This is a genomic window from Streptomyces sp. TP-A0356, from assembly GCF_001417775.1.
Lineage (GTDB): Bacteria > Actinomycetota > Actinomycetes > Streptomycetales > Streptomycetaceae > Streptomyces.
This window is the reverse complement of record NZ_BBZJ01000012.1, coordinates 145,818-170,345: the sequence shown is the minus strand read 5'-3', so window position 1 is coordinate 170,345 and position 24,528 is coordinate 145,818. Positions and strand designations below refer to the sequence as shown.

General features: G+C 71.1%; 24 protein-coding genes. 13 read left to right on the top strand and 11 right to left on the bottom strand.

Features of this window, described 5'->3' with window-relative positions:
- The first annotated feature begins 169 nt into the window (after window positions 1-169).
- From ASC56_RS00845 to ASC56_RS00835, 3 genes are all read left to right on the top strand, one after another.
- Window positions 170-604: a hypothetical protein gene (locus tag ASC56_RS00845; protein WP_107309145.1), complete on the top strand. Its 435-nt coding sequence runs from the start codon at window positions 170-172 to the stop codon at window positions 602-604.
- A 204-nt stretch (window positions 605-808) separates the two neighbouring features.
- On the top strand, window positions 809-1,738 hold the full coding sequence (locus tag ASC56_RS00840) for an NADP-dependent oxidoreductase (protein WP_055489163.1): 930 nt from the start codon (window positions 809-811) through the stop codon (window positions 1,736-1,738).
- Between the two features lie 171 nt (window positions 1,739-1,909).
- A complete protein-coding gene (locus ASC56_RS00835) occupies window positions 1,910-2,911 on the top strand; it encodes an NAD(P)-dependent oxidoreductase (RefSeq protein ID WP_055489162.1) in 1,002 nt (333 codons plus the stop codon).
- Between the two features lie 203 nt (window positions 2,912-3,114).
- Here ASC56_RS00835 and ASC56_RS00830 read toward each other — a convergent pair whose 3' ends face one another.
- Together ASC56_RS00830 and ASC56_RS00825 are read right to left on the bottom strand one after the other, a co-directional pair.
- Complete coding sequence (locus ASC56_RS00830) at window positions 3,115-4,227, bottom strand: sensor histidine kinase KdpD (RefSeq protein ID WP_055489161.1); 1,113 nt, start codon at window positions 4,225-4,227, stop codon at window positions 3,115-3,117.
- 2 nt (window positions 4,228-4,229) lie between these two features.
- Window positions 4,230-4,973, bottom strand: a complete 744-nt coding sequence (locus tag ASC56_RS00825; RefSeq protein ID WP_055489160.1) for a response regulator transcription factor — start codon at window positions 4,971-4,973, stop codon at window positions 4,230-4,232.
- Between the two features lie 103 nt (window positions 4,974-5,076).
- Between ASC56_RS00825 and ASC56_RS00820 the strand changes: the two genes are divergently transcribed.
- From ASC56_RS00820 to ASC56_RS00800, 5 genes are all read left to right on the top strand, one after another.
- Window positions 5,077-5,811, top strand: coding sequence for a glycosyltransferase family 2 protein (locus tag ASC56_RS00820; RefSeq protein ID WP_055489159.1), 735 nt, complete (start codon window positions 5,077-5,079; stop codon window positions 5,809-5,811).
- Entirely contained in the window at window positions 5,808-6,425 is a 618-nt protein-coding gene (locus ASC56_RS00815) for a DUF2064 domain-containing protein (RefSeq protein WP_055489158.1), read from the top strand. The genes ASC56_RS00820 and ASC56_RS00815 overlap by 4 nt, the downstream gene beginning before the upstream one ends.
- Before the next feature lie 269 nt (window positions 6,426-6,694).
- Window positions 6,695-7,516: a class I SAM-dependent methyltransferase gene (locus tag ASC56_RS00810; protein ID WP_107309144.1), complete on the top strand. Its 822-nt coding sequence runs from the start codon at window positions 6,695-6,697 to the stop codon at window positions 7,514-7,516.
- A gap of 484 nt (window positions 7,517-8,000) precedes the next feature.
- Window positions 8,001-9,503 carry a hypothetical protein gene (locus ASC56_RS00805; RefSeq protein ID WP_055489157.1) on the top strand — a complete coding sequence of 501 codons (1,503 nt, stop codon included), beginning with the start codon at window positions 8,001-8,003 and terminating at the stop codon, window positions 9,501-9,503.
- 197 nt (window positions 9,504-9,700) lie between these two features.
- The gene (locus ASC56_RS00800) at window positions 9,701-9,934 is read left to right on the top strand and encodes a hypothetical protein (protein ID WP_055489156.1); all 234 of its coding nucleotides are present in this window, start codon (window positions 9,701-9,703) and stop codon (window positions 9,932-9,934) included.
- A 74-nt stretch (window positions 9,935-10,008) separates the two neighbouring features.
- Here the strand turns inward: ASC56_RS00800 and ASC56_RS00795 are convergent, their stop codons facing one another.
- Entirely contained in the window at window positions 10,009-10,743 is a 735-nt protein-coding gene (locus ASC56_RS00795; RefSeq protein ID WP_079102206.1) for a TetR/AcrR family transcriptional regulator, read from the bottom strand.
- Window positions 10,744-10,854: 111 nt separating this feature from the next.
- On the opposite strand from ASC56_RS00795, the gene ASC56_RS00790 reads away from it, so the two are divergent.
- Complete coding sequence (locus tag ASC56_RS00790; RefSeq protein WP_371330013.1) at window positions 10,855-11,895, top strand: NAD(P)-dependent alcohol dehydrogenase; 1,041 nt, start codon at window positions 10,855-10,857, stop codon at window positions 11,893-11,895.
- A 77-nt stretch (window positions 11,896-11,972) separates the two neighbouring features.
- On the opposite strand, the gene ASC56_RS00785 is transcribed toward ASC56_RS00790, so the two are convergent.
- Window positions 11,973-12,317, bottom strand: a complete 345-nt coding sequence (locus ASC56_RS00785) for a cupin domain-containing protein (RefSeq protein ID WP_055489155.1) — start codon at window positions 12,315-12,317, stop codon at window positions 11,973-11,975.
- 210 nt (window positions 12,318-12,527) lie between these two features.
- Here ASC56_RS00785 and ASC56_RS00780 point away from each other — a divergent pair, with 210 nt between their 5' ends.
- Window positions 12,528-12,947, top strand: a complete 420-nt coding sequence (locus ASC56_RS00780) for an MscL family protein (RefSeq protein ID WP_055489154.1) — start codon at window positions 12,528-12,530, stop codon at window positions 12,945-12,947.
- Between the two features lie 18 nt (window positions 12,948-12,965).
- On the opposite strand, the gene ASC56_RS00775 is transcribed toward ASC56_RS00780, so the two are convergent.
- Complete coding sequence (locus ASC56_RS00775) at window positions 12,966-13,760, bottom strand: SDR family NAD(P)-dependent oxidoreductase (protein ID WP_055489153.1); 795 nt, start codon at window positions 13,758-13,760, stop codon at window positions 12,966-12,968.
- A gap of 729 nt (window positions 13,761-14,489) precedes the next feature.
- Here ASC56_RS00775 and ASC56_RS00770 point away from each other — a divergent pair.
- Window positions 14,490-14,696 carry a DUF6417 family protein gene (locus ASC56_RS00770; protein ID WP_234376797.1) on the top strand — a complete coding sequence of 69 codons (207 nt, stop codon included), beginning with the start codon at window positions 14,490-14,492 and terminating at the stop codon, window positions 14,694-14,696.
- A gap of 130 nt (window positions 14,697-14,826) precedes the next feature.
- Here ASC56_RS00770 and ASC56_RS00765 read toward each other — a convergent pair whose 3' ends face one another.
- The 3 genes from ASC56_RS00765 to ASC56_RS40445 form a co-directional block, all read right to left on the bottom strand.
- A complete protein-coding gene (locus ASC56_RS00765; protein ID WP_055489151.1) occupies window positions 14,827-15,705 on the bottom strand; it encodes an amidohydrolase family protein in 879 nt (292 codons plus the stop codon).
- A 170-nt stretch (window positions 15,706-15,875) separates the two neighbouring features.
- On the bottom strand, window positions 15,876-17,507 hold the full coding sequence (locus ASC56_RS00760; protein ID WP_079102204.1) for an acetyl-CoA hydrolase/transferase family protein: 1,632 nt from the start codon (window positions 17,505-17,507) through the stop codon (window positions 15,876-15,878).
- Window positions 17,508-17,535: 28 nt separating this feature from the next.
- Window positions 17,536-17,676, bottom strand: a complete 141-nt coding sequence (locus ASC56_RS40445; protein WP_159039577.1) for a hypothetical protein — start codon at window positions 17,674-17,676, stop codon at window positions 17,536-17,538.
- 628 nt (window positions 17,677-18,304) lie between these two features.
- Here ASC56_RS40445 and ASC56_RS00755 point away from each other — a divergent pair.
- The gene (locus tag ASC56_RS00755) at window positions 18,305-19,450 is read left to right on the top strand and encodes a GAF domain-containing protein (RefSeq protein WP_055489149.1); all 1,146 of its coding nucleotides are present in this window, start codon (window positions 18,305-18,307) and stop codon (window positions 19,448-19,450) included.
- Window positions 19,441-20,094, top strand: a complete 654-nt coding sequence (locus ASC56_RS00750) for a response regulator transcription factor (protein ID WP_055489148.1) — start codon at window positions 19,441-19,443, stop codon at window positions 20,092-20,094. The genes ASC56_RS00755 and ASC56_RS00750 overlap by 10 nt, the downstream gene beginning before the upstream one ends.
- A gap of 92 nt (window positions 20,095-20,186) precedes the next feature.
- Here the strand turns inward: ASC56_RS00750 and ASC56_RS00745 are convergent, their stop codons facing one another.
- The 3 genes from ASC56_RS00745 to ASC56_RS00735 form a co-directional block, all read right to left on the bottom strand.
- The gene (locus tag ASC56_RS00745) at window positions 20,187-20,951 is read right to left on the bottom strand and encodes an SDR family NAD(P)-dependent oxidoreductase (RefSeq protein ID WP_055489147.1); all 765 of its coding nucleotides are present in this window, start codon (window positions 20,949-20,951) and stop codon (window positions 20,187-20,189) included.
- 516 nt (window positions 20,952-21,467) lie between these two features.
- Window positions 21,468-22,679, bottom strand: a complete 1,212-nt coding sequence (locus ASC56_RS00740) for a carbohydrate-binding protein (RefSeq protein ID WP_055489146.1) — start codon at window positions 22,677-22,679, stop codon at window positions 21,468-21,470.
- A 430-nt stretch (window positions 22,680-23,109) separates the two neighbouring features.
- A complete protein-coding gene (locus ASC56_RS00735; RefSeq protein WP_055489145.1) occupies window positions 23,110-24,513 on the bottom strand; it encodes an amino acid permease in 1,404 nt (467 codons plus the stop codon).
- Window positions 24,514-24,528 lie beyond the last annotated feature (15 nt).

Below are 24,528 nucleotides of genomic sequence, written 5' to 3'. Positions count from 1 at the left end.
TGCAACGGGGCCCCGACCGGCCGATGACGCCGGGCCGATCCGGTCCGCATCTACAGCCTCGGGCCTGCTGGGGGCGGTCGCTGCTCGGGTCGTTCATCGTCACCGGCGGAACCGACATCAACGGATCCGCTACCTGGGCGTGTTTGCCGTCGGAGTGAGGGGCAACGCGATGTCCATGAGTGAACCGAACAGCGGAACGAATCAGAAGACCGAATCCCAGCGGACGGCCGCATCCAAGGCGCGGCGGACCGCGGACAAGGCGACCGCTCCGGCGTCGCGGGCCGCGAAGAACGCTGCGGCGACCACGGATGACGCGGCGTCAGCTGTCAAGGCCGGCGTCGAGCGTTCGGCCGAGGCGACGTCAGGGGCTGTGCGCACTGCGGCGCAGAGCGTCGAAGCGGGCCGCCAGGCCATCATCACGACCGCGGGGCACGTCGCGGTCACGGCCAGGACTGTCTGGACGGTCATCGCCCACCGGAAGCTCGTCGCCGCCGGTGTGGGTGCCGGCCTGACTGCGCTGAGCGCCGCGTCGTATGCGGTGGGCCGCCGTACGGGACGTCACACACACGGTCCCATAACCAGGCTCACCGGCGGGCGGATCTGACTCTCGATGGGTGAGTACGGCCGCCGCCTCGGTGCGCCGCGCCTCATGGCGAGTCCGGCGTGGTCGGGGGCCGTGCTCGGCACGGGGCGCCGGGGTCGACGTAGTCCGCGATCAACCGGTGCCCCGGGGTGCCTTCGAGCTGCGTGGACTGGGAGCCGCGGGTGAGGCGCCGACCGTCGCGCCCCGAGGCCTATCGTGGTGGTTATGCACGCAATTACGGTGAATCGCTACGGTGGCCCGGAGACCCTGGAACTGACGGAGACCGAAGACCCCAAGCTCGGTCCCGACTCGGTGCTCGTGCGCGTGAAGGCCGCCGGGGTCAACCCGGTCGACTGGAAGATCGTCGCCGGCTACCTCGACTCCATCATGTACGTCCACTTCCCCCTCGTCCCCGGCTGGGACGTCGCGGGCGTCGTCGAGGCGGTCGGCCTGGACGTCCCCGAGTTCTCGGTCGGCGACGAGGTCTTCGGCTACGTCCGTAAGGACGAGGTGCAGCACGGCACCTACGCGGAACTCGTCGACGCGCCCGTACGCACCCTCGCGCACAAGCCTGCCTCGCTGACCTGGCAGCAGGCCGCCGGCGTCCCGCTGGCCGGCCTCACCGCCTGGCGGTCACTGGCCCGGGTGAGGGTCGCGGCGGGCGAAACGGTCCTGGTCCATGCGGCGGCCGGTGGCGTCGGGTCCTTCGCTGTGCAGATCGCGGTGGCCCAGGGAGCCCGGGTGATCGGCACGGCCAGCGAACGCAACCACGACTTCCTGCGCTCCCTGGGCGCCGAACCCGTCACCTATGGCGACGGCCTGGTCGACCGGGTGCGGCAGCTGGCACCCGAGGGCGTCGACGCCGCCGTGGACTACGTGGGCGGTGACGCGGTCGCCGTCTCCCAGGAACTGCTGAAGGACCGCTCCCGCGTGGCGTCGATCGTCGACCCCGAGGTCACCCGGCGCGGCGGACACCATGTGTGGGTCCGGCCCAACAGCGCGGATCTCGCGGAACTCGGCCGACTCTGCGACGCCGGCAAGCTCAGGGTCCATGTCGAGCACGCCCTGCCGCTGACCGAGGCCGCCGAGGCATTCCGTCTCAGCCAGAGCGGACGGACCCGCGGCAAGATCGTACTCGAGGTCGGCACGCGGTAGCCGAGGACGCCCGACTCCATTCGACCGGCTTCGAACGGTGCGTCCGTCGCATCCGCACCGCCAAGAGAGAAGGCGTTCGCGGGGGTGGGGTCAGTCGGAGCTCTTACAGACCTGTGACGCAGTGGGCATGGCCGGGTGCCTCGGCGGGCGCGCAGCCCTAGCGTGGGGCACATGCGAGTACTGGTCACCGGCGGTGCCGGGTTCATCGGGTCCCATGTGGTCGAGGCGCTTGCGGCGCGCGGGCACGAGGCCGTCGTGTTCGACGTTCGGACCGACACCGGCTCGGACGTGCGGGACCGTCACGCCGTCCTGCGCGCCCTGTCCGGCGTCGACGCCGTGTGCCATCAGGCGGCCATGGTCGGACTCGGCAACGGCTTCGCCGACGCCGCGGAGTACGTCTCCCGCAACGACCTCGGCACCGCCGTCCTGCTCTCCGCCATGGCGGAGGCGGGCGTGCGACAGCTGGTGCTGGCCGGATCGATGGTGGTGTACGGCGAGGGCCGGTACGTCTGCGCCCGGCACGGGGAGGTCCGGCCGGGCCCTCGGGCCGTCGCGGACCTGGCGGCGGGGCGCTTCGAGCCCCGGTGCCCGGCATGCGGCCGGGACCTGTCACCGGGACTGGTCACGGAGGACGCGCCGGCCGACCCGCGGAACGTGTACGCCACGACCAAACTCGCCCAGGAGCACCTGGCGGCGGCCTGGGCCCGCGCCACGGACGGATCAGCGGTGTCGCTGCGCTACCACAACGTGTACGGGCCGGGCATGCCGCGCGACACCCCCTACGCGGGCGTCGCATCCTTCTTCCGTTCGGCACTGGCTCGTGGCCAGGCGCCGCGCGTGTTCGAGGACGGCTGTCAGCGGCGGGACTTCGTGCACGTACGGGACGTGGCGGCGGCCAATGTTGCGGCGCTGGAGGCGGGTTCGGCGGGCGGAGCCCTCACGGCGTACAACACAGGAAGCGGCGAACCGCACACGGTCGGCGGGATGGCCCGCGCGCTGGCCTCCGCCTACGGCGGCCCCGAGCCGATCGTCACCGGCGAGTACCGGCTCGGAGACGTACGCCACATCACGGCGGACTCGTCGCGACTGCGGTCCGAGCTCGGCTGGAAACCCGAGGTCGGTTTCGAGGAGGGCATGAGGGAGTTCGCGCGGGCCGGGCTGCGCGGCGACTGAGCGCTAAGGGGTCCTTGCACTATGAGCTCCGAACAGAATGGGCGCCCGGCTCGCGGCGTCCGGAACGCACGCGCGCTGGGTGCCAGACGCCGCGAACTGATCGGACTCCCATTCTGTTCGGAGCTCCAAGGGAGCCAGGGCCGGACGGGAGTCGGCGCGATGCGGGCCGGGGTCCGGCTCCACAGGCATGAGCGTGCCCGGGTTCACGCCTCGACCGCGGGCAGTGTCACCTCGAAGCGGCAGCCGCCGGGGATGTTGTGTACGGCGGCCCGGCCCTGATGCGCCTCGACGATGCCCCGGACGATGGCAAGACCCAGACCCGCGCCGGCCGGCGGGGTGCGTGCGTGCGTACCGCGCCAGCCGGTGTCGAAGACCCGCGGCAGGTCCTCCTCCGGGATGCCGCCGCAGCCGTCCGTCACGGACAGCACCACGCCCTCGGGGGACCGTCCGGCGGCGACCGCGACCGTCCCGTCGGCCGGTGTCCGACGGATGGCGTTCACCAGCAGATTGCCGAGAACCCGGCTCATCTCCTTGCCGTCCACCTCGACCGGCACCGGCTCGATGCGGTCGCCCACCAGCCGTACGCCGAGCTCCTTGGCGAGCGGGTCCGCGCCCGCGAGGGCGTCGCCGACCAGGTCGTACAGCGAGATCCGCGACGGGGTGAGCGCGAGGGCGCCCGCGTGGATGCGGGAGAGCTCGAACAGGTCGCCCACCATGGTGTTGAGGCGTTCGACCTCGGTGCGGATCTGGCGGAGATAGCGATCGGGGTCGGTGGCCACACCGTCCTCCAGTGCCTCCGACATCGCGCGCAGCCCGGCGAGGGGGGTGCGCAGATCGTGCGAGATCCAGGCGACGAGCTCGCGGCGCGAGGACTCCAGGGCCCGCTCGCGGTCGCGGGATTCGGCCAGTCGGGCGCTGGTGGCCGCCAACTCCCGGCCGAGCGCCTCCAGTTCGGCGGTCGCCGGTCCCGTGGGGGCCGCGAAGTCGCCCCCGTCGCCGAAGGAGCGGGCGGCGAGCCGGAGTTCCCGGCTTCGGGCGACCACCCAGCGGCCCAGCAGCAGCGCGGTGACCAGGGAGACGATGGCCGCCATCGCGACGACCGTCGTGACGACGCTGAGGTCGTGCGAGGACAGGAACATCGCCCAGGCCACGGCCAGTGTGCCCGCGAGCATCGCGGTCACGGCGACCACGGCGACCACGGCGAGCGAGGCGGTGAGTGAGCGGCGGCGCAGCAGCCACAGGGCCGCCGCGCCCAGCAGTCCCGCCGCGGCGGCTCCCAGGAACGCGAACAGGGCGATGAGAAGGGTGTCGCGCATGATCACTCCTCGCCGTCTGCGGGATCGAAGCGGTAGCCCACGCCCCACACGGTCTGGATCAGCCGCGGCCGGGCCGGGTCGTCCTCCACCTTGCCGCGCAGTCGGCGCACATGGACGGTGACGGTCGACAGGTCGCCGAAGTCCCAGCCCCACACCTCGCGCATCAGGTCTTCGCGGCTGTAGGCACGGCCCGGGTGCCGCAGGAAGAAGGCGAGCAGGTCGAACTCGCGGAGAGTGAGGGAGAGCTCGGCGCCGTCCTTGGTGGCTCGGCGGGCGGCGGGGTCGACGCGGAGGCCGGCCATGCCGAGTGGGTGCGCCACCGTACCGGGCCGTGACCGGCGCAGGACCGACTCCACCCGCAGCACCAACTCCCGGGGGCTGAACGGCTTGGTGACGTAGTCATCGGCGCCGACCTCCAGACCGAGGATCCGGTCGTCCTCGTCGCCGCGCGCGGTCAGCATGATCACCGGCACGGGCCCCTGGGCGCGCATCCGCCGGCACACCTCCAGCCCGTCCATCCCGGGCAGCATCAGATCCAGGACCACCAGGTCGGGCCAGTGCGCGGCGGCCCGGCCGAGGGCGCCGGGCCCGTCCTGGGCGCGGTCGACGACGTACCCGGCGCGCTCCAGATACCCGGAGACCACCTCGGCGACGGTGGGGTCGTCGTCCACCACGAGGACACGGAGGGCCCGGGCGCCCGGTTCGGCGGGCCGGCTCCCGGTCGACGAGTACGGCTGCTGCTTCATGACGCCAGCCTCGCACCAGGTGCCCGCGGCCCGCGCCCCCGGGCACCGACGTCCGCGTTTCGTAAGGAGCCGTAGTCCGGTATGTCGCTTTCGTGTTCGTAGGGTGAGAGCCGTGACAACCTCTCCCACCCCCTCCGACGTCGACGTTGTCCTCCCGTGCCTGAACGAGGCCGACGCCTTGCCCTGGGTCCTCGCGCGCATCCCGCCCGGCTGGCGCGCCCTCGTCGTGGACAACGGATCAACCGACGGCTCGGCGGTCATCGCCCGCGCGCTCGGTGCCACCGTGGTCCACGAGCCGCGCCGCGGGTTCGGCGCCGCCTGCCATGCGGGGCTGACCGCGGCCACGGCCGAGATCGTGTGCTTCTGCGACTGCGACGCCTCGCTGGATCCGGCCCTGCTCGTGCCCTTCGTACGCCAAGTCCACGACCGCACGGCCGACCTGGTGCTCGGACGGCGCCGGCCACGGGGCCGGGGCGCCTGGCCTTTGCACGCCCGGGCCGGCAATCTCGCGCTCGCCCTGATGCTGCGCCGCCGCACCGGCCTGCGGCTGCACGACCTCGGACCCCTCCGGGCCGCCCGCCGTGAGGCGCTGCTCGGCCTCGGCCTCACCGACCGGCGCAGTGGCTATCCGCTGCAGATGGTCGTGCGCGCAGCCGACGCGGGCTGGCGCATCACCGAGCACGATGTGCCCTATCTGCCGCGGACCGGCGCCTCGAAGGTGACGGGCACCTGGCGCGGCACCTGGCAGGCGGTACGGGACATGAGCCGTGTCCTGTCGGAAGCGCCCGCACCATCCGGGGCGACCGCGGCGTCCGAGCGAGGAGGAACGCCCCGATGACCATGCTGCTCGTCATCGCCAAGGAGCCGCGGCCCGGCCGGGTGAAGACCCGGCTCACACCGCAGTTCACTCCCGAGGCCGCCGCGGCGCTCGCCGAGGCGGCCCTGGTCGACACCCTGCGCACGGTCGCCGCGACACCGGCGCGGCGTCGGGTCCTGGTGCTCGACGGGGAGCCCGGCCCCTGGCTGCCGCCCGGCTTCGAGGTCGTACCGCAGTGCGCGGGCGGTCTCGACGAGCGGCTGGCCGCGGCCTTCGCCGGATGCGACGGCCCCGCCCTGCTGATCGGGATGGACACACCTCAGGTGACACCGGACCTGCTCACCGTGGACTTCGACGCCTGTGACGCCTACTTCGGCCCGGCCGAGGACGGCGGCTTCTGGGCCCTGGGCCTGGCCGAGCCCGACGCCGGTCTGCTGCGGGGCGTCCCGATGTCCACGCCCGCCACCGGCGCCGCACAGCGCGACCGGCTCGTCGCCGCGGGCCTGCGCGTGCGGGATCTGCCGTGCCTGCGGGACGTCGACACGGCCGCCGACGCGGAGGCGGTCGCCGCGGCGGCACCACGCGGCCGCTTCGCCGCGGAACTGGCCAGGCTGCGGACGGCCGGCCGCCGATGAGTACCTCGCACGTTCAGCGGCCGAACGGCACGGCACAGGTTCATCAGCCGCCGGTTCCGCCGGAGGCTGACCCGTACGGGGGCGAGGCACACGCTCCCTCACGAACGGCCCCCGCACGCACTCACCCGCCGAGAGGCGAAGCGCACGTGCCTTCATATCCGCACCTCACGCGTGTGCCGCCACCGACGGGCCTCGCGCACGTGCCCGCGCCGACGCACCCCACGCCCGTTGACCCGCCGACGACGGCTCCTGCTTCCGTCCACGCGCCGATGCCCCCGGGTCACCTCGTGCACGCTCCGGCAGGCCGCGCGCACGAGGCGACCCCGCGGGACGGCGCGCGGACTCTCGCTCCGCCGCCCTGGTCCGCCGACCCCTACTCCGACGCCCTGCGCGCCGGGCGCGGGCCGCTGTTCCTGCGGCGTGCCGACGGATGGCTGCTGCCCCTGGAGGTGGAGCGGTGGTGCGCCCGTCCCGACGCCGTGGACCTCGACGTCCTGGCACGCTGCGAGGGTGCCGTGCTCGACGTGGGATGCGGGCCGGGACGACTGGTCGCGGAGCTCGCCGCCCGGGGACGTACCGCCCTCGGTGTCGATGTCAGCGAGGCCGCCGTCGCGCACACCGTGCGGCTCGGAGGCAGGGCACTGCGGCGCTCCGTCTTCGAGCCGCTCCCCGGTGAGGGCGGGTGGGGCACCGCCCTGCTTCTCGACGGCAACCTGGGCATCGGCGGCGACCCGGCCGCCCTGCTCGGCCGTATGGCACAACTCCTCGTCCCGGGAGGCCTGTTGATCGCCGAGACGGTTCCGCTGGACGTGGACGAGCGCGTCAGCGTCCACCTCGTCCCGGCCACCGACACCCGGGCCGGGGCGAGCGCCCCGTTCCCGTGGGCCCGGCTCGGCACCCCGGCGCTGCTGCGGTACGCCCGTCCCCTGGGTTGGCGCGCGGAAGGTCAGTGGACGGCCGGCGGCCGCTGCTTCGCCGCCCTGCGCAGCCGCAGCAGCAGGAGCAGCGCCGAGCCGCCGAACACGAGCGCCTTGATCAGCAGCCAACGGGCCAGGAGGCCGTCGGGCGACAGCCCGGTGAGCAACCGGTAGCGCGCCACCTGGCCGCTGATCAGCGGGAACCAGACGTGCAGGCGCAGCCCGCAAAGGGCGACGGGTACAGGGACGTACGGAATCCACGCCCGGTGTCGACCGCACAGAGACGTCACCCGGGCCACCCACTCGGTGTTGAGCACACCGGGCGCCGCGGGCACGACGATCCGGGCCGGGTAGCCGGGGTCGGGGGTGAGCTGTGCAGGGGGAATCCCAGCAGTTGGGCCCGGCTCAGCCGGACAGTGCCCGTGCGCGAGCGTCCGGAGACGGATGCCCGCGTGCAGTACGACGCCGAGCACCGGGTGAACCAGGGGCCGCGCAGCGGCTGCGCCAGAAGCCGGGGGAGGAGGGAAGCCATGAGCCGCGCATCTGTCGGCCGTAGGCCGGGCGTGTCCCACGAGCGGGTGCGCAACCCATGACGAAACGCTGACGTCCCGGCCGGGTACGGTCAAGCTGACCGCCACCCGGCCTAGCGTGTCACGGTGTGATCCGCTTCCCCTTCCGCGACCTGGTCGCAGCCCTGGCCGCCGCCCTGTTCGTCGTGACGGCCGTGCTGATCGGCCGTCACATCCAGGACGCCCACGGCACGCTGTTCGTCCTGTGGCCCCCGCTGTTCGCCACCTGGGATCCGCACATCGGTCCGGGCACCCCGGCCGCCCTGGTGGTGGGGGTCGCCGTCGTCGCGTACGGCCCGGCCCTCTCCGCCCGGCTGCCGTGGCGCGCGCTGCTCGCGGCGGCCTGGGGCACCGCCCTGGCCTGGACGTGGTCGCTGGCACTGATCGACGGCTGGCACCGCGGCGTCGCCGGACGGCTGACCGCCCGTGAGGAGTACCTCCGGGTCATCGACCGCTTCCACGACATCGCCGCGGCCCTCCGGGACTTCAACCACCACATCGTGGAGGGCTCACCTGCACCCTGGCCCGCGCACGTGGCCGGTCACCCCCCGGGCGCGACGCTCACCTTCGTCCTGCTCGACCGGATCGGGCTGCGCGGCGGGGGTTGGGCCGGCGCCTGGTGCATCACGGTCGGTACGACCGCGGCGGTCGCGGTCCTCGTCGCCGTGCGGGAACTCGCCGACGAGACCCTCGCCCGCCGCGCCGCCCCCTATCTCGTGCTGGCCCCGGCCGCCGTGTGGGTGGGCGCATCGGCCGACGGGTACTTCGCGGCGGTCGCCGCCTGGTCGGTGGCCCTGCTCGCGCTCGCGCTGACCGGGCACCGGCCGCTGGTCTCGGGCTTCGGAGCGGGTCTGCTGTTCGGCCTGACCTGCTACCTGTCCTACGGGCTCACGCTGTTCGCGCTGATCGGGGCGGGCGCCTGGGCACTCGGGCGAAGCCGGGCCGCCCGGCCACCCTGGCGCACGCTGTTCCCCGTACTGGTCGGCCTCGCGGTACCGCCGCTCGCGTTCACCCTCGCCGGTTTCGACTGGTGGGAGGCCTACCACCTGCTGGTCAGACGCTACTACCAGGGAGTGGGCGGGATCCGCCCGTACGGCTACTGGGTGTGGGCGAACCTCGCGTGCACCGTGCTCATCACGGGCCTCGCGACGGCGGCCGGTGTGCGATACGCGATCGCCACCCTGGTGCGAAGCCGGGGAGCGGGCGCTCTGACCCGGCTTCGCGACGCGCCCGTCGGGCCCGGCGGCGAGACGGGCTTCGCGGCGGGCGGGTCGGCTGGCGTGGGCCGGCTCGGCAGCGAGCCGGGCGCCGTGGGCGGGTCGGCCGGCGTGGGCCGGCTCGGCAGCGGGTCGGCCGCCGTGGGCCGGTCCGTCGCCGAGGCCCGTCTGGCCCTGCTTGTCCTTGCGGCCCTGCTCGCCGTGCTGGTGGCCGACCTGTCCGGCATGAGCAAGGCGGAGACGGAACGCATCTGGCTGCCGTTCGCCATGTGGCTCCTGCCGGCCTGCGCGTTCCTGACCCACCCCCGAGCCTGGCTGGCGGCTCAGGCGGTACTCGCCCTCCTCCTCAACCATCTGCTGCTGACCGGTTGGTGACCGAACCGGACTCGGCACCAGCCCGGCGATCCCGCCCGCGGCCCAAGCGGTCGTCCGCGCCATGCTACATTCGAACGTGTGAGCGAAACTTGTGGGGCTGAACCGAGCGATGACAGGGCGTCGGCACGGGTCCCCGGCCGGACGGGTTGCCACGGCTCCGAGGTGCTGGGCGGCCTGCGGCGAGAGAGGCTGGTGCCATGCACGAGCCCCGCGTGATCGTCTCCCCGCCATCCGGAACCGGTGGCCGCCGGGTCCGTGCCGACGGCGAGATCCTGGGAATGGCATACAGCCTGCGTGATGTGGCGGTGCTGCTGCAGCGGGCCGGGCTGGAGGGCTGGGACGAGCTGGATGTGGTCGCGTCGTCCTTGATCGAGTGGCAGGGCGGCGGGCCGGAGGTATGGCCGGGTCCTGAGGACGGGCACGACACCTGACCGGGAGTCACCACCCCGGGCCGGTCCGTGAGGAGCAGGGACTCCAACATGGTGGCTTGCGCGCGGCGAGTCCGTCAGCGGTCGATGGCCCGCTGGAGTCCGTCGAGGATCAGGTCGAGCCCGAATTCGAACTCGTCGCTGTAGTCGTAGCCGGGGCGGAGCACGTGCTCGGTCGTGAGTTCGGCCAGGTGCGGGTACTGGTCGGCCGGGGCCCGTGCCAGGATCGCCTGCGCCAGCTCCGCGGTCTCGCCGGGAGCATCGAACGGCAGGCCGCGTTCCTGCAGGGCGAACCCGTAGACATAGCTGTCGAGGGCCGAGTACGCGTGCGCGGTCAGCGCAACGGAGAAGCCGGCCCCGCGAAGGCAACCGAGGACGGCGTCGTGATGCCGTAGCGTCGCCGGACCGGGCGAGGTCCGCGACTCCATCAGGCCGATCGCCCAGCGGTGGCGGGACAGGGCGCGACGAGCCGAGATCGCCCGCTGCCGCATCGCCGTCCTCCAGTCGTCCTCAAGGGACGGCAGATCGATCTCGCCGAACACCAGGTCGATCATGCCGTCCAGGAGATCTTCCTTGTTGGCCACGTGCGTGTAGAGCGACATCGCCTCCACCCCGACCGCCTCACCGAGCTTGCGCATGCTGAGCTTCTCGAGCCCGCTCTCGTCGGCCAGGGCAACAGCGGCGTGCAGCACCTTTTGGCGGCTGAGTGGGATGCGGGGCGCTTGATCGCCCGGGGTGCCCGGGGTGCCCGGGGTGCCCGGGGTGCCCGGGGTGCGCGGAGTGCCCGGGGTGCGCGGAGTGCGCGGGGTCATATGAATCCTCCCGTCGTCGACCTTGACAACCTTACGACGTAAGGATCACCCTTACGCCATAAGGACCGCGCCTTACGCCGTAAGGACCTCACAAGAAGCCGGAGCACCGCGATGCACCGCAAGCAGCTCGACCCCCCGACCAGGCCGGCCGATATGGCCGCCGGGGGCAAGACCATGACCTCGATCGTCCAGGACCGGTACGGTTCGGCGCCCGAGGACGTCCTCCGCCTCACGGAGATCGTCACGCCCGCGATTGCGCGGGACGAGGTCCTGGTGAAGGTGCATGCGGCCAGCGTGGACCGGGGCACCTGGCACCTGATGGCAGGCCTGCCCTATCCCATCCGGTTGGCAGGGTTCGGGCTTCGCAGGCCGAAGAACCCCAACCCGGGCCGCAGCCTCGCAGGGACGGTCGAAGCCGTCGGCGCCGACGCGACCGGCGTCAAGCCGGGTGACGAGGTGTTCGGCATATGCGACAGCGCGTTCGCCGAGTACGCGTGCGTCCGAACCGACAAGCTCTCCCTCAAGCCGGCGAACCTCTCCTTCGGTCAGGCGGCTGCCGTACCCATCTCGGGGCTCACCGCCCTGCAGGCCGTTCGCGACCACGGCCAAGTCCGGTCCGGACAACGGGTGTTGATCGTCGGCGCGTCCGGGGGTGTGGGCTCCTTCGCCGTGCAGATCGCCAAGGCATACGGAGCCGAAGTGGCGGCGGTGTGCAGTACCTCGAAGATCGACATGGTCCGTGCCATCGGCGCGGACCATGTCATCGACTACGCCCTGACGGACTTCGCGAATGGCCGGAACCGCTACGACGTCATCCTCGACATCGGAGGCAACCGTCGGCTGTCAGATCTGCGCCGGGCCCTCACCCCGAGAGGACGGCTCGTCATCGTCGGAGGCGAGACCGACGGACGGTGGCTCGGCGGCGTCGACCGTCAGCTCAGGGCTCACCTGCTGTCTCCGTTCATCGGTCAGAAGCTCGGCACCTTCATCTCATCCGAGAACGCCGAAGACCTGGCGGCCGTACGCGAGTTGATCGAGTCCGGCAAGGTCGCGCCCGTCATCGACCGGACCTACCCGCTCAGCGAGGTCGCCGCAGCCATCCGCTACATGCTGGACGGACGGACGAGCGGCAAGCTCGTGATCACCATCTAGCCCTCCAGACAGGCGAACACGTCACCGATGTGTCGTGGCCGTCCACGCGAGGCCGGCCGGTTTCGGACTCCCTCCGCTCAGAGGCTGATGGCGTACGCCTTGCGCAGCGTCTCGTGCACCGTCCACGTCGTACGGTCGCCCTCGCGCAGCACGGCCATGTCTCCCGGTCCGACGTGCAGCGTCGGACCGCCCTCGATCTCGATCGTCGCGGAGCCACTGACGACCACGAACAGCTCGTTCGCCTCAGTGTCGGTCACGACGCCGGGTGTGATCTGCCAGATGCCCCGCACCTGCCGGCCGTCCTCCGATTCCCAGACCACCTTGCCGGTGACCTCAGGGGTGCCGGAGACGATCTGCGCCGGGTCGAGCGGCTCCGGTTCGAGCCCGGCGTCGGGGATATGGACTACGAAGCTGTGGGTCATGCCGTGAACCTAGTGGGACGTACTGGGCTTGTCCGCGGGCACCTTGTCGGGTATCGACACGAGTGGAAGGACACTTCGTCGGGGGAGTGCGGAGGTTCCTGCCCGATCGGGGGTGTCCGGAGTGCGGCCCGCGCAGAGGGTGGCGACACTGGCCGTGACGAGCAGGACACTATCGACGGCCTGGGGCGTGACGAGAAGCGAGGACCATCCATGCTGCGGGGCTTCAAGAACTTCCTGATGCGCGGCGACGTCGTCGTCGTGGCCGTCGGGCTGATCGTGGCCCTGGCGTTGAGCACGCTGATCAAGGCGTTCACCGACAACGTGATCAACCCCATCATCGCCAGGGCCCAGGGCGGAATGTCGCCCGGTCTGGGCTGGCAGCTCGGCCGGCCGGGCAACGCCGCGACCTACCTGAACATCGGCGCGTTCATCTCCGCGCTGGTCTACTTCATCGTGTTCATGGCGGTCGTCTACTTCCTCATCGTCGTCCCGTACAAGCATGTCCAGGCCCGGCGGGGCGTGACGGTCTTCGGTGACCCCAGGCCCGCCAAGACGTGTCCGGCCTGCCTGTCGGAGGATCTGCCGGAGGCTGCCGGCAAGTGCAGGTACTGCGGCACCGCTCAGGCCTGAGAGCAGTCTTGTGCGGGTTCACGGCAGGATGGAGTCGACGTATCCGCCGTCGACACGCAGTGCGCCCCCGGTGGTGGCGCTGGCCTGGTGGGAGCTGAGGTAGACGACCATGTTGGCGATCTCCTCCGGTTCGATCAGCCGCTGCAGGAGGGACTGGGGCCTGTGTTTGCGCATGAAGACGCGTTGGGCCTCCTCCCAGGGCAGTTCGCGGTCGACGAGTTCGTAGACGAAGTCCTCGACCCCTCCGGTGTGTGTGGGGCCCGCGATGACGGAGTTCACCGTGACGCCCGTGCCTGCGGCCTGTTTGGCGAATCCCCGGCTCACCGCGAGCAGTGCCGTCTTGGACATGCCGTAGTGGATCATCTCGGCGGGGATGACGACGGCTGAGTCACTGGCGATGTACTGGATGCGTCCCCAGCCGCGTTCGGTCATGCCCGGCAGATACAGGCGGGTCAGCCGCACACCGGCCAGCACATTGACCTCGAAATAACGGCGCCATTCCGCATCGGTGATCTCTAGCGGGTTCATGGCGCCGAAGATCCCGAGGTTGTTGATGAGAATGTCCACCCGCGGCAGGATCTCTGTTGCCTGACGCGCGCCCTCCTCGCTGGTGACGTCTGCCGCGACCGGCACCAGATCGGCTCCCGGGACCTCCTGCGACAGGCGGGCGATGCTGTCTTCCACGCGCTCCGCGGTGCGGCCGTTGACGCCCACTCGGGCCCCTGCACGGGCGAGCCCCGCGGCGATCGCCGCGCCGATGCCCTGGGTGGAGCCGGTGACCAGTGCCGTACGGCCCTTCAGATCGATCTGCATCTCCAGCCCTTTCGTGTGCGTCCATCCACTGGGTACCCGCGGCGTCGCCCCGACATCAGAGCTTGAGGACTGCGGCGCCCGGATGGCCGTCCAGGCAAAGGAGTGGATCTGCTGGAGCCCCGCTGGAACGCCCTGGGGGCCCGTGAAGGTCGACGGTCTTGAGGTCATGGCGGACGGACGGCCGGCCGGCTCGTACGGGCCGAGGATGCCTCGCCGTGGTTGCGGTGGTTGCGGCCGGACGCCAACACCGACGCCCTCTATCCTCGCGGCCCCTCTCGGGGTGCGAGGCGGTCTTTGGCGTGCTCAGTGCGCGCCCGGGACATGTTGCTGCTGTCGCGGCTCTCTTGATCAACGCGGGACTGACAGGTGAGGCACAATCTGTGGCGCCCTTGGGAGGTGATCACTGTTCCCCAGCCGTTGCATTGGTCGCAGCCGACAGCGAGGGCGGCGTTGGCGCGGGGGATGGGATCGGGAGCGGCGCTCGCTCCGTAGCTCATATGAATCTCCTGCATCTGACAGTGTCCCGGTGGTGCGCGTCTCGCTAACGCGATGCCCAGGTTATCCCGTTTTATGTCCGATTGCACCCACTTGTAATGAATTTATGACCGCTTTGTCGTCGCCGCGGCGACCCGGCCGACCGGATGCCGTGGGCGCCCAGTCGGACAGTGGGTCGCCCGGGGCCGTTTCCGGATGCGTGACCGGCTGGCGGGCGGGTACGTTGCCCAGGCCATGGACGACTACGACCGCCTGCATCTCGACGAGATCGACTCCGCCCCCATCGAGCACACCGCACAGCGGCTGGCCCTGCTGACCCGCGAGGAGGCGCAGGACCTGCTGCGTCTGTTGCTGGCGGTTGCCGGGGAGGAGGGGCCGATGTCCGCGGAGGCGGGCCGGCTGGCGCGGGAGATCGCCGCCCGCGTCCCTTCGGAGAACTGACCGCCCGCAGGTGCCACAGGTGATCGACAGGGGAACCCGGCGTGCCGCCCGGCGAGCCCGCGACGAAACGCGACACCCTGCGCCCGCACCTTCACGGTGAGTAGTCCCAGTCGCCCCATGACCGGTCCGGTCAGAGGGCGAACAGGCGCGCAGCGTTGTCGTGGCACACCGCCCGCAGCCAGTCGTCACCCAGGTCGAGACGGGCGAGCGCCTCCAGGGCGTGGAGATAGGGATAGGGGATGTTGGGGAAGTCGGTGCCGAGCAGGATCCGGTCTCCGAGATGGGCCAACCGGGGAAGTTCGGCTCGAGGGAAGGGCGCGGTCGCTTCGCTGAAGTCGGTGAAGGCCATCGTGGTGTCCAGATGGACGGTGGGGTGACGACCGGCCAGATCCAGGAAGTCGCTGTACTCGGGCATGCCCATGTGCGCGATGATCAGGCGCAGGCTCGGATGGCGTACGAGCAGTCGGCCGATGGGTCCGGGGCCGGTGTACCTGGCCGGCGCCGGTCCGGAACCGCAGTGGATGACGATGGGTATCCCGGTCTCTGCCAGCAGGCCCCAGACCGGATCGAGCAGTGCGTCGTTGGGGTCGTAGGCGCCGACCTGAAGGTGGGATTTGAAGACCCGGGCGCCCTTGTCGACGGCCTCGTACACATACCGCTTGGCGTCCTGCTCCGGGAAGAAGGTGGCGGTGTGCAGGCAGTCGGGGGTGCGGGATGCGAACTGCGCGGCCCAGGAGTTCAGCCAGGCCGCCATCCCGGGCTTGTGCGGGTAGAGCATCGAGGTGAAGGAGCGCACACCGAACGCGCGCAGGGTGGCGAGCCGCTCGTCCTCCTCGTCCCGGTAGGTGATGGGCCAGGGGCGGCCGATCAGCGGGCCGGCGGAGTCGAAGTAGGCCCACACCTTGGCCAGCACCCGGTCAGGCATGAAGTGGGTGTGTACGTCGATCAGGCCCGGTAGGCCCAAATCTGCCCAGAACTTCTTCACTTGCTCGCCATCAGCCGGCGCCATGTCACCCTCCCTCCGTTCTCAGGCCGGACAGTACTCGCCTACGGCCGGTGCCCGACGCGCTTCTCCGGTCCCGGCATCACCACGGCGCCGCACGCCGACCACGCCTCACGGCCCCGCGCAGGGAGCCGGTCAGGGAACCCTGCCCCGGGACCCGCCGGTGGTACGGAACCTCAATCGCCCTGCATCGAGCCGCTGGCCAGGTAGCGGACATGCCAGGACAAGGCCTGGTCGAGCATGTGCGGAGTGTGCAGTCCGTGGGACGAATGCAACGCCCGCTGGTAGTACTCCTCCAGCGCCGGCCTGAAGTCCGGGTGGGCGCACTTGTCGATGATCTGTCGTGCCCGCTGTTTGGGGGACAGGCCCCGCAGGTCGGCCAGGCCCTGCTCGGTGACGATGACGTCGACGTCGTGCTCGGTGTGATCCACGTGGGACACCATCGGCACGATCGCCGAGATCGCCCCTCCCTTGGCCTCCGACGGGCTGAGGAAGAACGAGATGAGGCCGTTGCGGGCGAAGTCCCCCGAGCCTCCGATGCCGTTCTGGACGCGGCTGCCCATGATGTGCGTGGAGTTGATGTTGCCGTAGATGTCGGCCTCGATCATGCCGTTCATCGCCAGGCAGCCGAGTCGGCGTACGACTTCCGGGTGGTTGCTGATCTCCTGGGGGCGCAGCACTATTCGGTCGCGGTACTCCCCGGCCCGGGCGTTGAACTTCTCGACCGTCTCCGAGCTCAAGGAGAACGCGGTGGCCGACACGACGTCCAGCTTCCCGGAGTCGATCAGCTGGAGCATGCCGTCCTGGATCACCTCCGTGTAGGCGGTGAGTCCGTCGGCCGGCCACTCCTCCAGTCCGGCCAGCACGGCGTTGGCGACGTTGCCCACGCCCGACTGCAGCGGGAGCAGACTCTCCGGGAGGCGTCCCTGCTTCACCTCGTTGACCAGGAAGTCCAGCACATGGCCGGCGATCCTGCGGGAGATCTCGTCCGGCGACTTGAAGGGGGTGTTGCGGTCGGGGGCGTGGGTCTCCACGACGGCGATGACCTTCTCGGCCGGGCAGCGGAGGTAGGGCACGCCGATCCGGTCACCGGGCCCGGTGACGGCGATGGGCCGGCGTCGTGGCGGCAGTGCCGTGCCGTAGTAGACGTCGTGCATGCCCATGAGCTCCTCGGCCTGCCAGGAGTTCACTTCGAGAATGACCTTGTCGGCTTGGTCGATCCAGGTCTTGTTGTTGCCCACGGAGGAGGACGGGACGAGGTGGCCGTCCTCTGTGATGGCGCTGACCTCGACCACGGCCACGTCCAGCGGGCCGAGGAAGCCCTGCCACACCGATTGGGCGACGTGGGACAGGTGGAGGTCGATGTATTCCATCCGACCTGAGTTGATCTTCTCGCGGGTGACCGGGTCCGATTGATAGGGCAGCCGGAGGTCGATCCCGTCGGTCGCGGCAAGCACGCCGTCGAGTTCCGGAGCGGTGGACGCACCCGTCCAGACGCTGACTCGCATGGGCTCCCCGGCCGCGTCGGCCGCGGCGATACGCCGGGCCAGTGCGCCCGGCACGGCCTTCGGGTAACCGGCACCGGTGAAGCCGCTCATGCCGATGTTGGCGTCTGCCGGGATCATCGCGGCCGCCTCTTCCGCGGTCACGATCCTCCGCGCCAGCAGACTGTTCCTGATTCTGGAGTGCCCCGTCACCGATCTCTTCCCCGCCTTCTCGTCATCCGGCCCCAGGCCGGAACATGCCGGATATGTACTTATCGCCGTATCGCCGTATCGCCGTATCGCCGTATCGCCGCGACAGCGCATCGGCGTCTCTCGGTCGCAAGCGCCTCGTTCAGTGCCGGATCTTGCGGCGCAGGACGGATCGTGGTGGCTCCAGGGCAGAGGGGCCCTCGATGGGCACGGCGGCCTCCACCCGAAACTCCTGCGGCGCGGCGGGGATCCGGTCGTACTCCACCCGGTGGGCACGCGTCATCGCGCTCTCTCCTTCTCTCGTCCCGCCGAGCCCGCGCTCTCGTCCCGCCGGGCCCGCGCTCTCGTCCCGCCGGGCCCGCGCTCTCGTCCCGCCGGGCCCGCGGGCCTCCCTGGCCGTCACGGGGCGAGGCGTCCTTCCACGCGCCATGCCGTCCAGGGTCGGCTCACCGTGCGCAGCGCGGGGGAGTGGCCGGTCCAGGTGAGGAACGGGTCGGCGGCAGTCCCACCTACCGCGACGCCGACGGCGGTCGGCACGCTCCCGCAGCGGCCGACCTCCGCCTCCGACTCTCCACCGCTGCCCTCTGTTTCCACATGGATGGTGGAAGCAGCACCGAGCCCGGCCGTCGCCGTGCCCGGAGGTACCGCGGCTCCTCGCGGCAGCGCCCTTCGGTGCAGGTCATCATCAGTGGCTTCCCGCCACACGGGCACCTCCAAATGGAGACCCTCCGGCACCGGCGCATCCTCGCTGAGCGGCAACCGGAGGGCACAGCCGGTCAGCCAGTGGTCGATGTTGGCGCTCGGACCTGCACCGGTGGGACACTGCGTTCATGAACGAGGCCGATCCACGACGGCCCGGGGTACCCGGGCAGCACCCGGGCGGGACAACCCATACCCGATCCGTCGGCCCCGTGGACCGGTCGTCCCGGGAACACACTCAGCACACGGATCTGGTCGGCCTGCTGGACCGCAGGGCCGCGCTACGGGAGGCCGCACGGCGGGCCCGGGCCCTCGCCGGCGCCGACGTCAGTCTGATCGGCGAGATCGAGGACGAGGGCGTCGCCGTACTGAGATCGTGGGCAGGCACCCGCAACCGCGGCCTGCACGACCTCGTGATCCCCTCCGGACTGGGCCTGGGCGGCAAGGTTCTGGCGACCGGCCGGCCCTGCCGCGTGCGCAACTACGCACGGTCACGCAGTATCACGCACCATTTCGACGAGCCGATCGGAGCCGAGGGCATCCGGGCGATGCTCGGCGTGCCGGTCCAGCGAGCCGACCGCGTGCTCGGTGTCCTCTACGTCGCCCGGCGAGAACACACCTCCTTCGGCAGCGGCACGGTCACCGCCCTGTCCGAGATCGCCGACGCGACGGCCGTCGCCCTGACCGTGGCCGACCGGGCGGACCGGCAACGCGAGGCGGAAGCGGCTGCCGAACGACGGCGCATCGCCGTGGCCCTGCACGACTCGGTCGGAGCGATGCTGTTCACGATCGGCGCTCAGGTACGCGACCTGCGGACCGGGTACGCCGACGACCCGGCGCTCGCCGACCGGCTCGGCACCGTGGAACGGCGGATCGCCGAGGCGGCAGAAGCCCTGCGCCGTTCCCTCGCCGGGTTGCACGACGCCCCGCCGGATCGCTCACTGTCATCGGCTGTGGCCGCCGACTGCCGGGCCTTCGAAGAACGCACCGGAGTGACGAGCCGGGCGCTCACGCTCACCGACCTGCCCGAGCTGGATGCGCCCAGGCGTCAGATTCTGGTGGCCGCGGTGCGAGAAGCACTGCTGAACGTCGAGAAGCACGCCCGGGCATCGTCGGTGGTGGTGAGCCTGGCGGCGACGGACGGCGGGGTGCTGGCGGTGATCACGGACGATGGCGTGGGATGGGCGGACCACGGCGAGGCGACGAGCGGGGCGTCCGGAGCCGCCGGTGCGCTGCCCGCCGGGGGTATCGGACTGGCTGCGTTGAACGACGGGCTGCAGCGACTCGGCGGCACCCTGCGACTGATCGGCAACGAGGACGCGGGGCTGACGGTGCGCGCCTGGGTGCCATGCCCCTGAGCCCCGCGGGAAGCGGGCCGCAGCCGGTGCGGGTCCTGGTCGTCGACGACCATCCCGTCGTCCGTGACGGGGTCGGGCTGCTGGTGCGCCACGACCCGGAGATCACGATCGTCGGCGATGCGCGGACGGGAGCGCAGGCCGTCCGGCGCGCCGCGGAGCTGCGGCCGGATGTGGTCCTGCTCGACCTGAGGCTTCCGGACATGCTCGCGCCGGAAGTCATCGAGCGGCTGCGCCGCGAGGTACTTCATGTGCAGGTGCTGGTCTTCACCGCGTACGGTGACCACGCCGCCGTGCAGGCCGCCCTCTCCCGGGGCGCCGGCGGCTGCCTCCTCAAGGACGCCACGACACCCGATCTCGCAGCGGCGATCCGCTGCGTCGCCGCCGGAGGCCGGGTGATCGACCCCCGGCTGGCCGGGGCCGACAGTCCGGCACTGCGTAGCCGCCTGCAGGGCGTGGGCATCACCCAGCGCGAATACGACGTCCTGCGGCAGGTGGCGATGGGACGCACCAATCCGGAGATCGCCGAAGAGCTGGGCCTCACGCGCAACACCGTGAAGACGTATCTGCAGGTCGCCATGCAGAAGCTGGGCGCTCACAACCGCGTCGAGGCCATCGCCAAGGCCGGTGAGTTCGGTCTGCTCTGACCGGCTGCCCGCCCAGCCCGAATGCGAGTGCGTTGAAACTGTCCCGTTCAGACCTGTCCCGTTCAGACCTGTCTCGTTCAGACCTGTCTCGTTCAGACCTGTTCCGTCGGCCGGACCAGCAGTTCGTTGATGGCCACGTGGCGCGGGCGGGTGACCATGTACGTGACGCTGTCCGCGACGTCTTCGGGAGCGAGAACCTCCATCTGCTCGAAGTAGGGGTCGAGCATCTCGCTCCGGACGTCGGGCGGATTGTGCGAGCCCAGCTCAGTGGTTACGGCTCCAGGCTCGACCACACCCACGCGTACGTGGCGCTGGGTGACTTCCTGGCGCAGCGACTCGCTGAAGCCGTTGACCCCGAACTTGGTCATGTTGTAGACCCCGAACCCGCTGTTGGCCCGGCGGCCCGCGACGGAGCTGATGTTGACCACGTCGGCCACCCGGCGCGGCAAGCTCTCGGCGGCGGCCAGGAGGTGCGGCAGGGCGGCGTCGGTGGTGTAGAGCAGCCCCTGGATGTTGGTCGAGATCATCCGGTCCCAGCTTTCGACGTCGGCACCGACGACCGGGCCGAGCAGCATCACGCCGGCGTTGTTCACCAGGATGTCGAGCCGACCGGAGGCGTCGACCGCCTCCCGCACAGCGCCGGCGGCCCGGCTCTGTTCGGTGATGTCGGCCTCGATGGCCAGCGCGGAGCCGCCGGTCTTCTCGATCTCGGCGACGAGTTCGTCGAGCCGGTCCTTGCGGCGGGCCACCATGACCACGATGGCGCCGTGTGCGGCGAGCATGCGGGCAGCTGCGGCGCCGATGCCGCTGCTGGCACCGGTGATGAGCGCGGTCGTTCCGACAAGCGTTCCGTTCATGGATGTGTTCCAGTCCTTGTGAGCGAGGCGAGGGTCCGGCCCGTGGGCCCGGCCCGTGCGCGGCGGGACCTGCTCGGGCTCGCACGGGATGCCGCCCGGGGCAACTCACGGCGGCCCTGGGAGCACCGGGGCGGACCGAAGGAACGCGAGGCTACGCCGGGTGTGAGGTGGGCCGGGCCGCCACCGCACCCACGCCCGCGCGCCGAGGATCTCCTCCGCGTCCGGTAGCCCTGCCCGTCGCACAAGCTCGACGGGGTCGGCGTCGCCGTGCGCCACGTCCGGGAACCGCCCCTGCGCAGTCCGCGCCGCCCTTCCGGGGCGGAGGGAGGGGCACAGGCAGCTCTCTTCCCATGGCCCCAGGATCCTCCGGGTCTCCTTACCCCGCACACGCAGCACGGAGAAGACTCCTCCCGCGCCCGCCGCCCCCGGGTGCGCAGGGGCCTGCCTCTCGCACGGGACTGGAACGCGGGCACCGTGCTGGGCGGCGAGGTGCACCGACCTGACCCCGCTAGGGCGTCAGCAGGTGCCCTCGTCCTGCCAGGGCCCCCATTGCGAGGCGCCGGGCACCTCGTTCTGGGTCCACCACTTGGCCTTCCAGTTGTGGTGGTTGTACGACACCTCGTTGCCCTGCGTGTAGACCGCCGTCGAGCTCCAGGCCGACGCGCAGGCGGTGCTGGGTGGCGTCGGGGTCGGGGTCGGCGTGGGCGTGGGTGAGGGCGGGGTGGCACCGGCGAACTTCGCCGAGTACTTCGCGAAGTCCCACGAGTTCTGCGTCACGCTGGAGCAGGTGCCGGACGTGCGGCCGCCGTTGTCCGCGGGGGTGCACTGGCGGTCGCGGTTGAGGGACCAGAAGGTGAAGCGGTCCATGTTGTGGCTGATCGCGTAGTCCAGCACGGTCTGGAAGTCGGCCTGGGTGAACATCTCGCCGGAGTCACTGCGTCCGTTCATCCCCGAGAAGCCTTCGTGGGCATAGGCGGTCGCCTGGTCCCAGCCGAAGGTGGACTGCAGAATCGAGTTGAAGTTGGTGAGCGCGCTGGTCTGCGAGGCGGCGCCGTTGAAGCCGCCGTCGAACGGCATGATGGAGAAGTTGTTCGGTGTGAATCCCTGAGACTTCGCCTCCAGCAGCATCTGCTTGCCGAACCAGCCGGTTCCGTCCGCAGTTCCGGCCGTGGTGACCGAGACGTAGAGGCCGGGATTGTTCTGCTGGAGGATCTTGGCGGCGCCGATCTCGTTCTTGATCGCCGCCGCGTTCTCGTACTCCGGCTCCTCCAGGTCGAAGTCGATCGCGCGCAGGCCGTACTTGGTGATGACCTGCTGGTACGCCGCCGCCGTGGCTGCCGCGTCCGAGCACACCTGGCCGAGCTTGGTACCGCCGTAGCCGCCGATGGAGACGGAGACGTCACCGCCCTTGGCGCGGATGGTGTCGATGGCCGACTGAACGGCAGTGTCAGAGGAGACCGGGGCCGTCCCGCCCCAAGTGGGGGAGCAGCCGCCGCCGTTGGGGGCGAGGACGAAGGCGAGCTGAAACGCCTTGAGGCCGGTGGCGTCCATGATGGCGGCCGGGTCCGGCGGGTCGTTGTCCAGCGGCATCAGGTAAGGGGCGGCGGCGTACCAGCGGTTGCTCAGCGCGCTGGTCGCCCCCGATGCGTGGCCTGCGCCCAGTGCCGTTGTGCCCGCGATGGCGAGCCCGAGGGCGGCTGAGCCCAGACATATGCGAAGACGTCTCACTGCGTGCCTCCAGTGGGGGGGAGAGGGAGTCGCCCCAGCCTCTTGACGCCGACACGATCGCGTCAATGCTTTGGACTAGACCAGACAGACCTTTGGACTAGACCAAAAGGTCTCTTGACCTTGTTCCTTGCACCGCCCAGGAGGTGGGCCGGGGGATTGCTTCTCGGGCGCGCGCCGGTCCATCTCGCCGCTATACGCGGCATGTGACGGACCGAAGGTTCGGCGACGCCGCTCGCGTCGGGCCGCCGGGCAGCGGCTCAGCCCAGCACCTCAGCGATCCCCGCGTCGGCATCCACGTAGCGTGTGAGCTTGCGGTTCGCGAGACCGCGATGCCCGCGCGGCCGAGTTCTGTGGGCGCGCGTGTCCGGACCGCCGCGGAGTGGGCGTGCGGAGTGGACGTGCGAGGGCGGCGGCCCGGGCCACCGCCGGATCAGGCCGTCCTCTGCCGGCGGGCCGCCAGCACCGCGTAGACGATGATCCCCGCGAACAGGAACAGCACGCCCTGATACACCGCCGCGTACCCGGCGCCCGCGACGAGCCACATCGAGAACGCTGCCGCGACCGCCGTGATCACGGCGTCCCGCACCAGACGCGCCCGGTCGACCAGCTCGCGCCGCCCCGACACGAGGTGGAAGATCTGTGCGGCGGTGGCCAGCAGATACGGCACGGTCGCGGTGAACGTGGTGACGAGGACCAGGATCTCGAAGACCCTCGGCGAGCCCGACGCGTAGTTGTAGACGGTGAGGAGCGAGGCGAGCACGACGGTGACGCCGACGCCGACGGTCGGTACGCCCCGGCGCCGGCGCGCGAAGGCGGCGGGGAACAGACCGTCCTTGGCCGCCGCGTACGGGGTCTGGGCGCTCAGCAGCGTCCAGCCGTTGAGGCAGCCGGTCATCGACACGAGCGCGGCGAGCGCGACGGCCCAGCCGCCCCAGGTGCCGCCGAACATGGCGTTCACGGCGTCCGAGAAGGGCGCGGTGGACTTCACCAGGTGGTCGTGCGTGACCGTGCCGAAGACGGAGAGCGTGCCCAGCAGATAGACGAGCGCCGCGCCCGTGGTGCCGATGACGGTGGCGCGTCCCACGTTGCGCCGGGCGTTCTTGACCTCGCCCGCGCTGACGGCGGCGGACTCCACACCGAGGTAGGAGAAGAGCAGCATCGCGGCGCAGGCGGACACCGCGCCCATCGCGCTGCCGCCGCCGGCGTGGAACGGGCCCAGGTTGCGCGGGTCGAAGAAGAACAGCCCGCCGATCGCGACGAGCAGCAGTGGCACGAACTTCAACACGGTCGAGACGAGCTGGACGGCGCCCACGTACCGGGTGCCCGCGAAGTTGGCGAGCGCGGGCAGCCACTGCAGGGTGAGCGCGGCCAGGCACGCGCTCCAGCGGTGGCCGTTCACGGGGATCAGTACGTCGAGGTAGCCGACGGCGGCGACGGCGAGCGCCGCGTTCGACACCCAGGTGGTGATCCAGTACGCCCAGGCGGCGAGGAAGCCGGCGAAGTCACCGAAGGCCTCGCGGGCGTAGACGTAGGGCCCGCCGGTGCGCGGGTCGCGCTCGGCGAGTCGGCCGAAGACCAGGGCGAGGGCGATGGCGCCGACGGTCAGGACGCCGAATGCGACCAGGCTGATCGTGCCGTACGGGGCGACGGAGGCCGGGAGCAGGAAGATGCCGCCGCCGATGATGTTGCCCATGACCAGAGCCGTGGCGACGGGCAGGCCGAAGCGGCGGGCATGCCTGCCGTTGTTGCTGGTGGGATCTTCGGCGGGGGTGGGGGCCGCGGGGGTCTCCCGTGGGGCCGGAGCCGACTGCGGGACGGTCCCGGTGACGTGCATGGGGTGGTGCGCCTC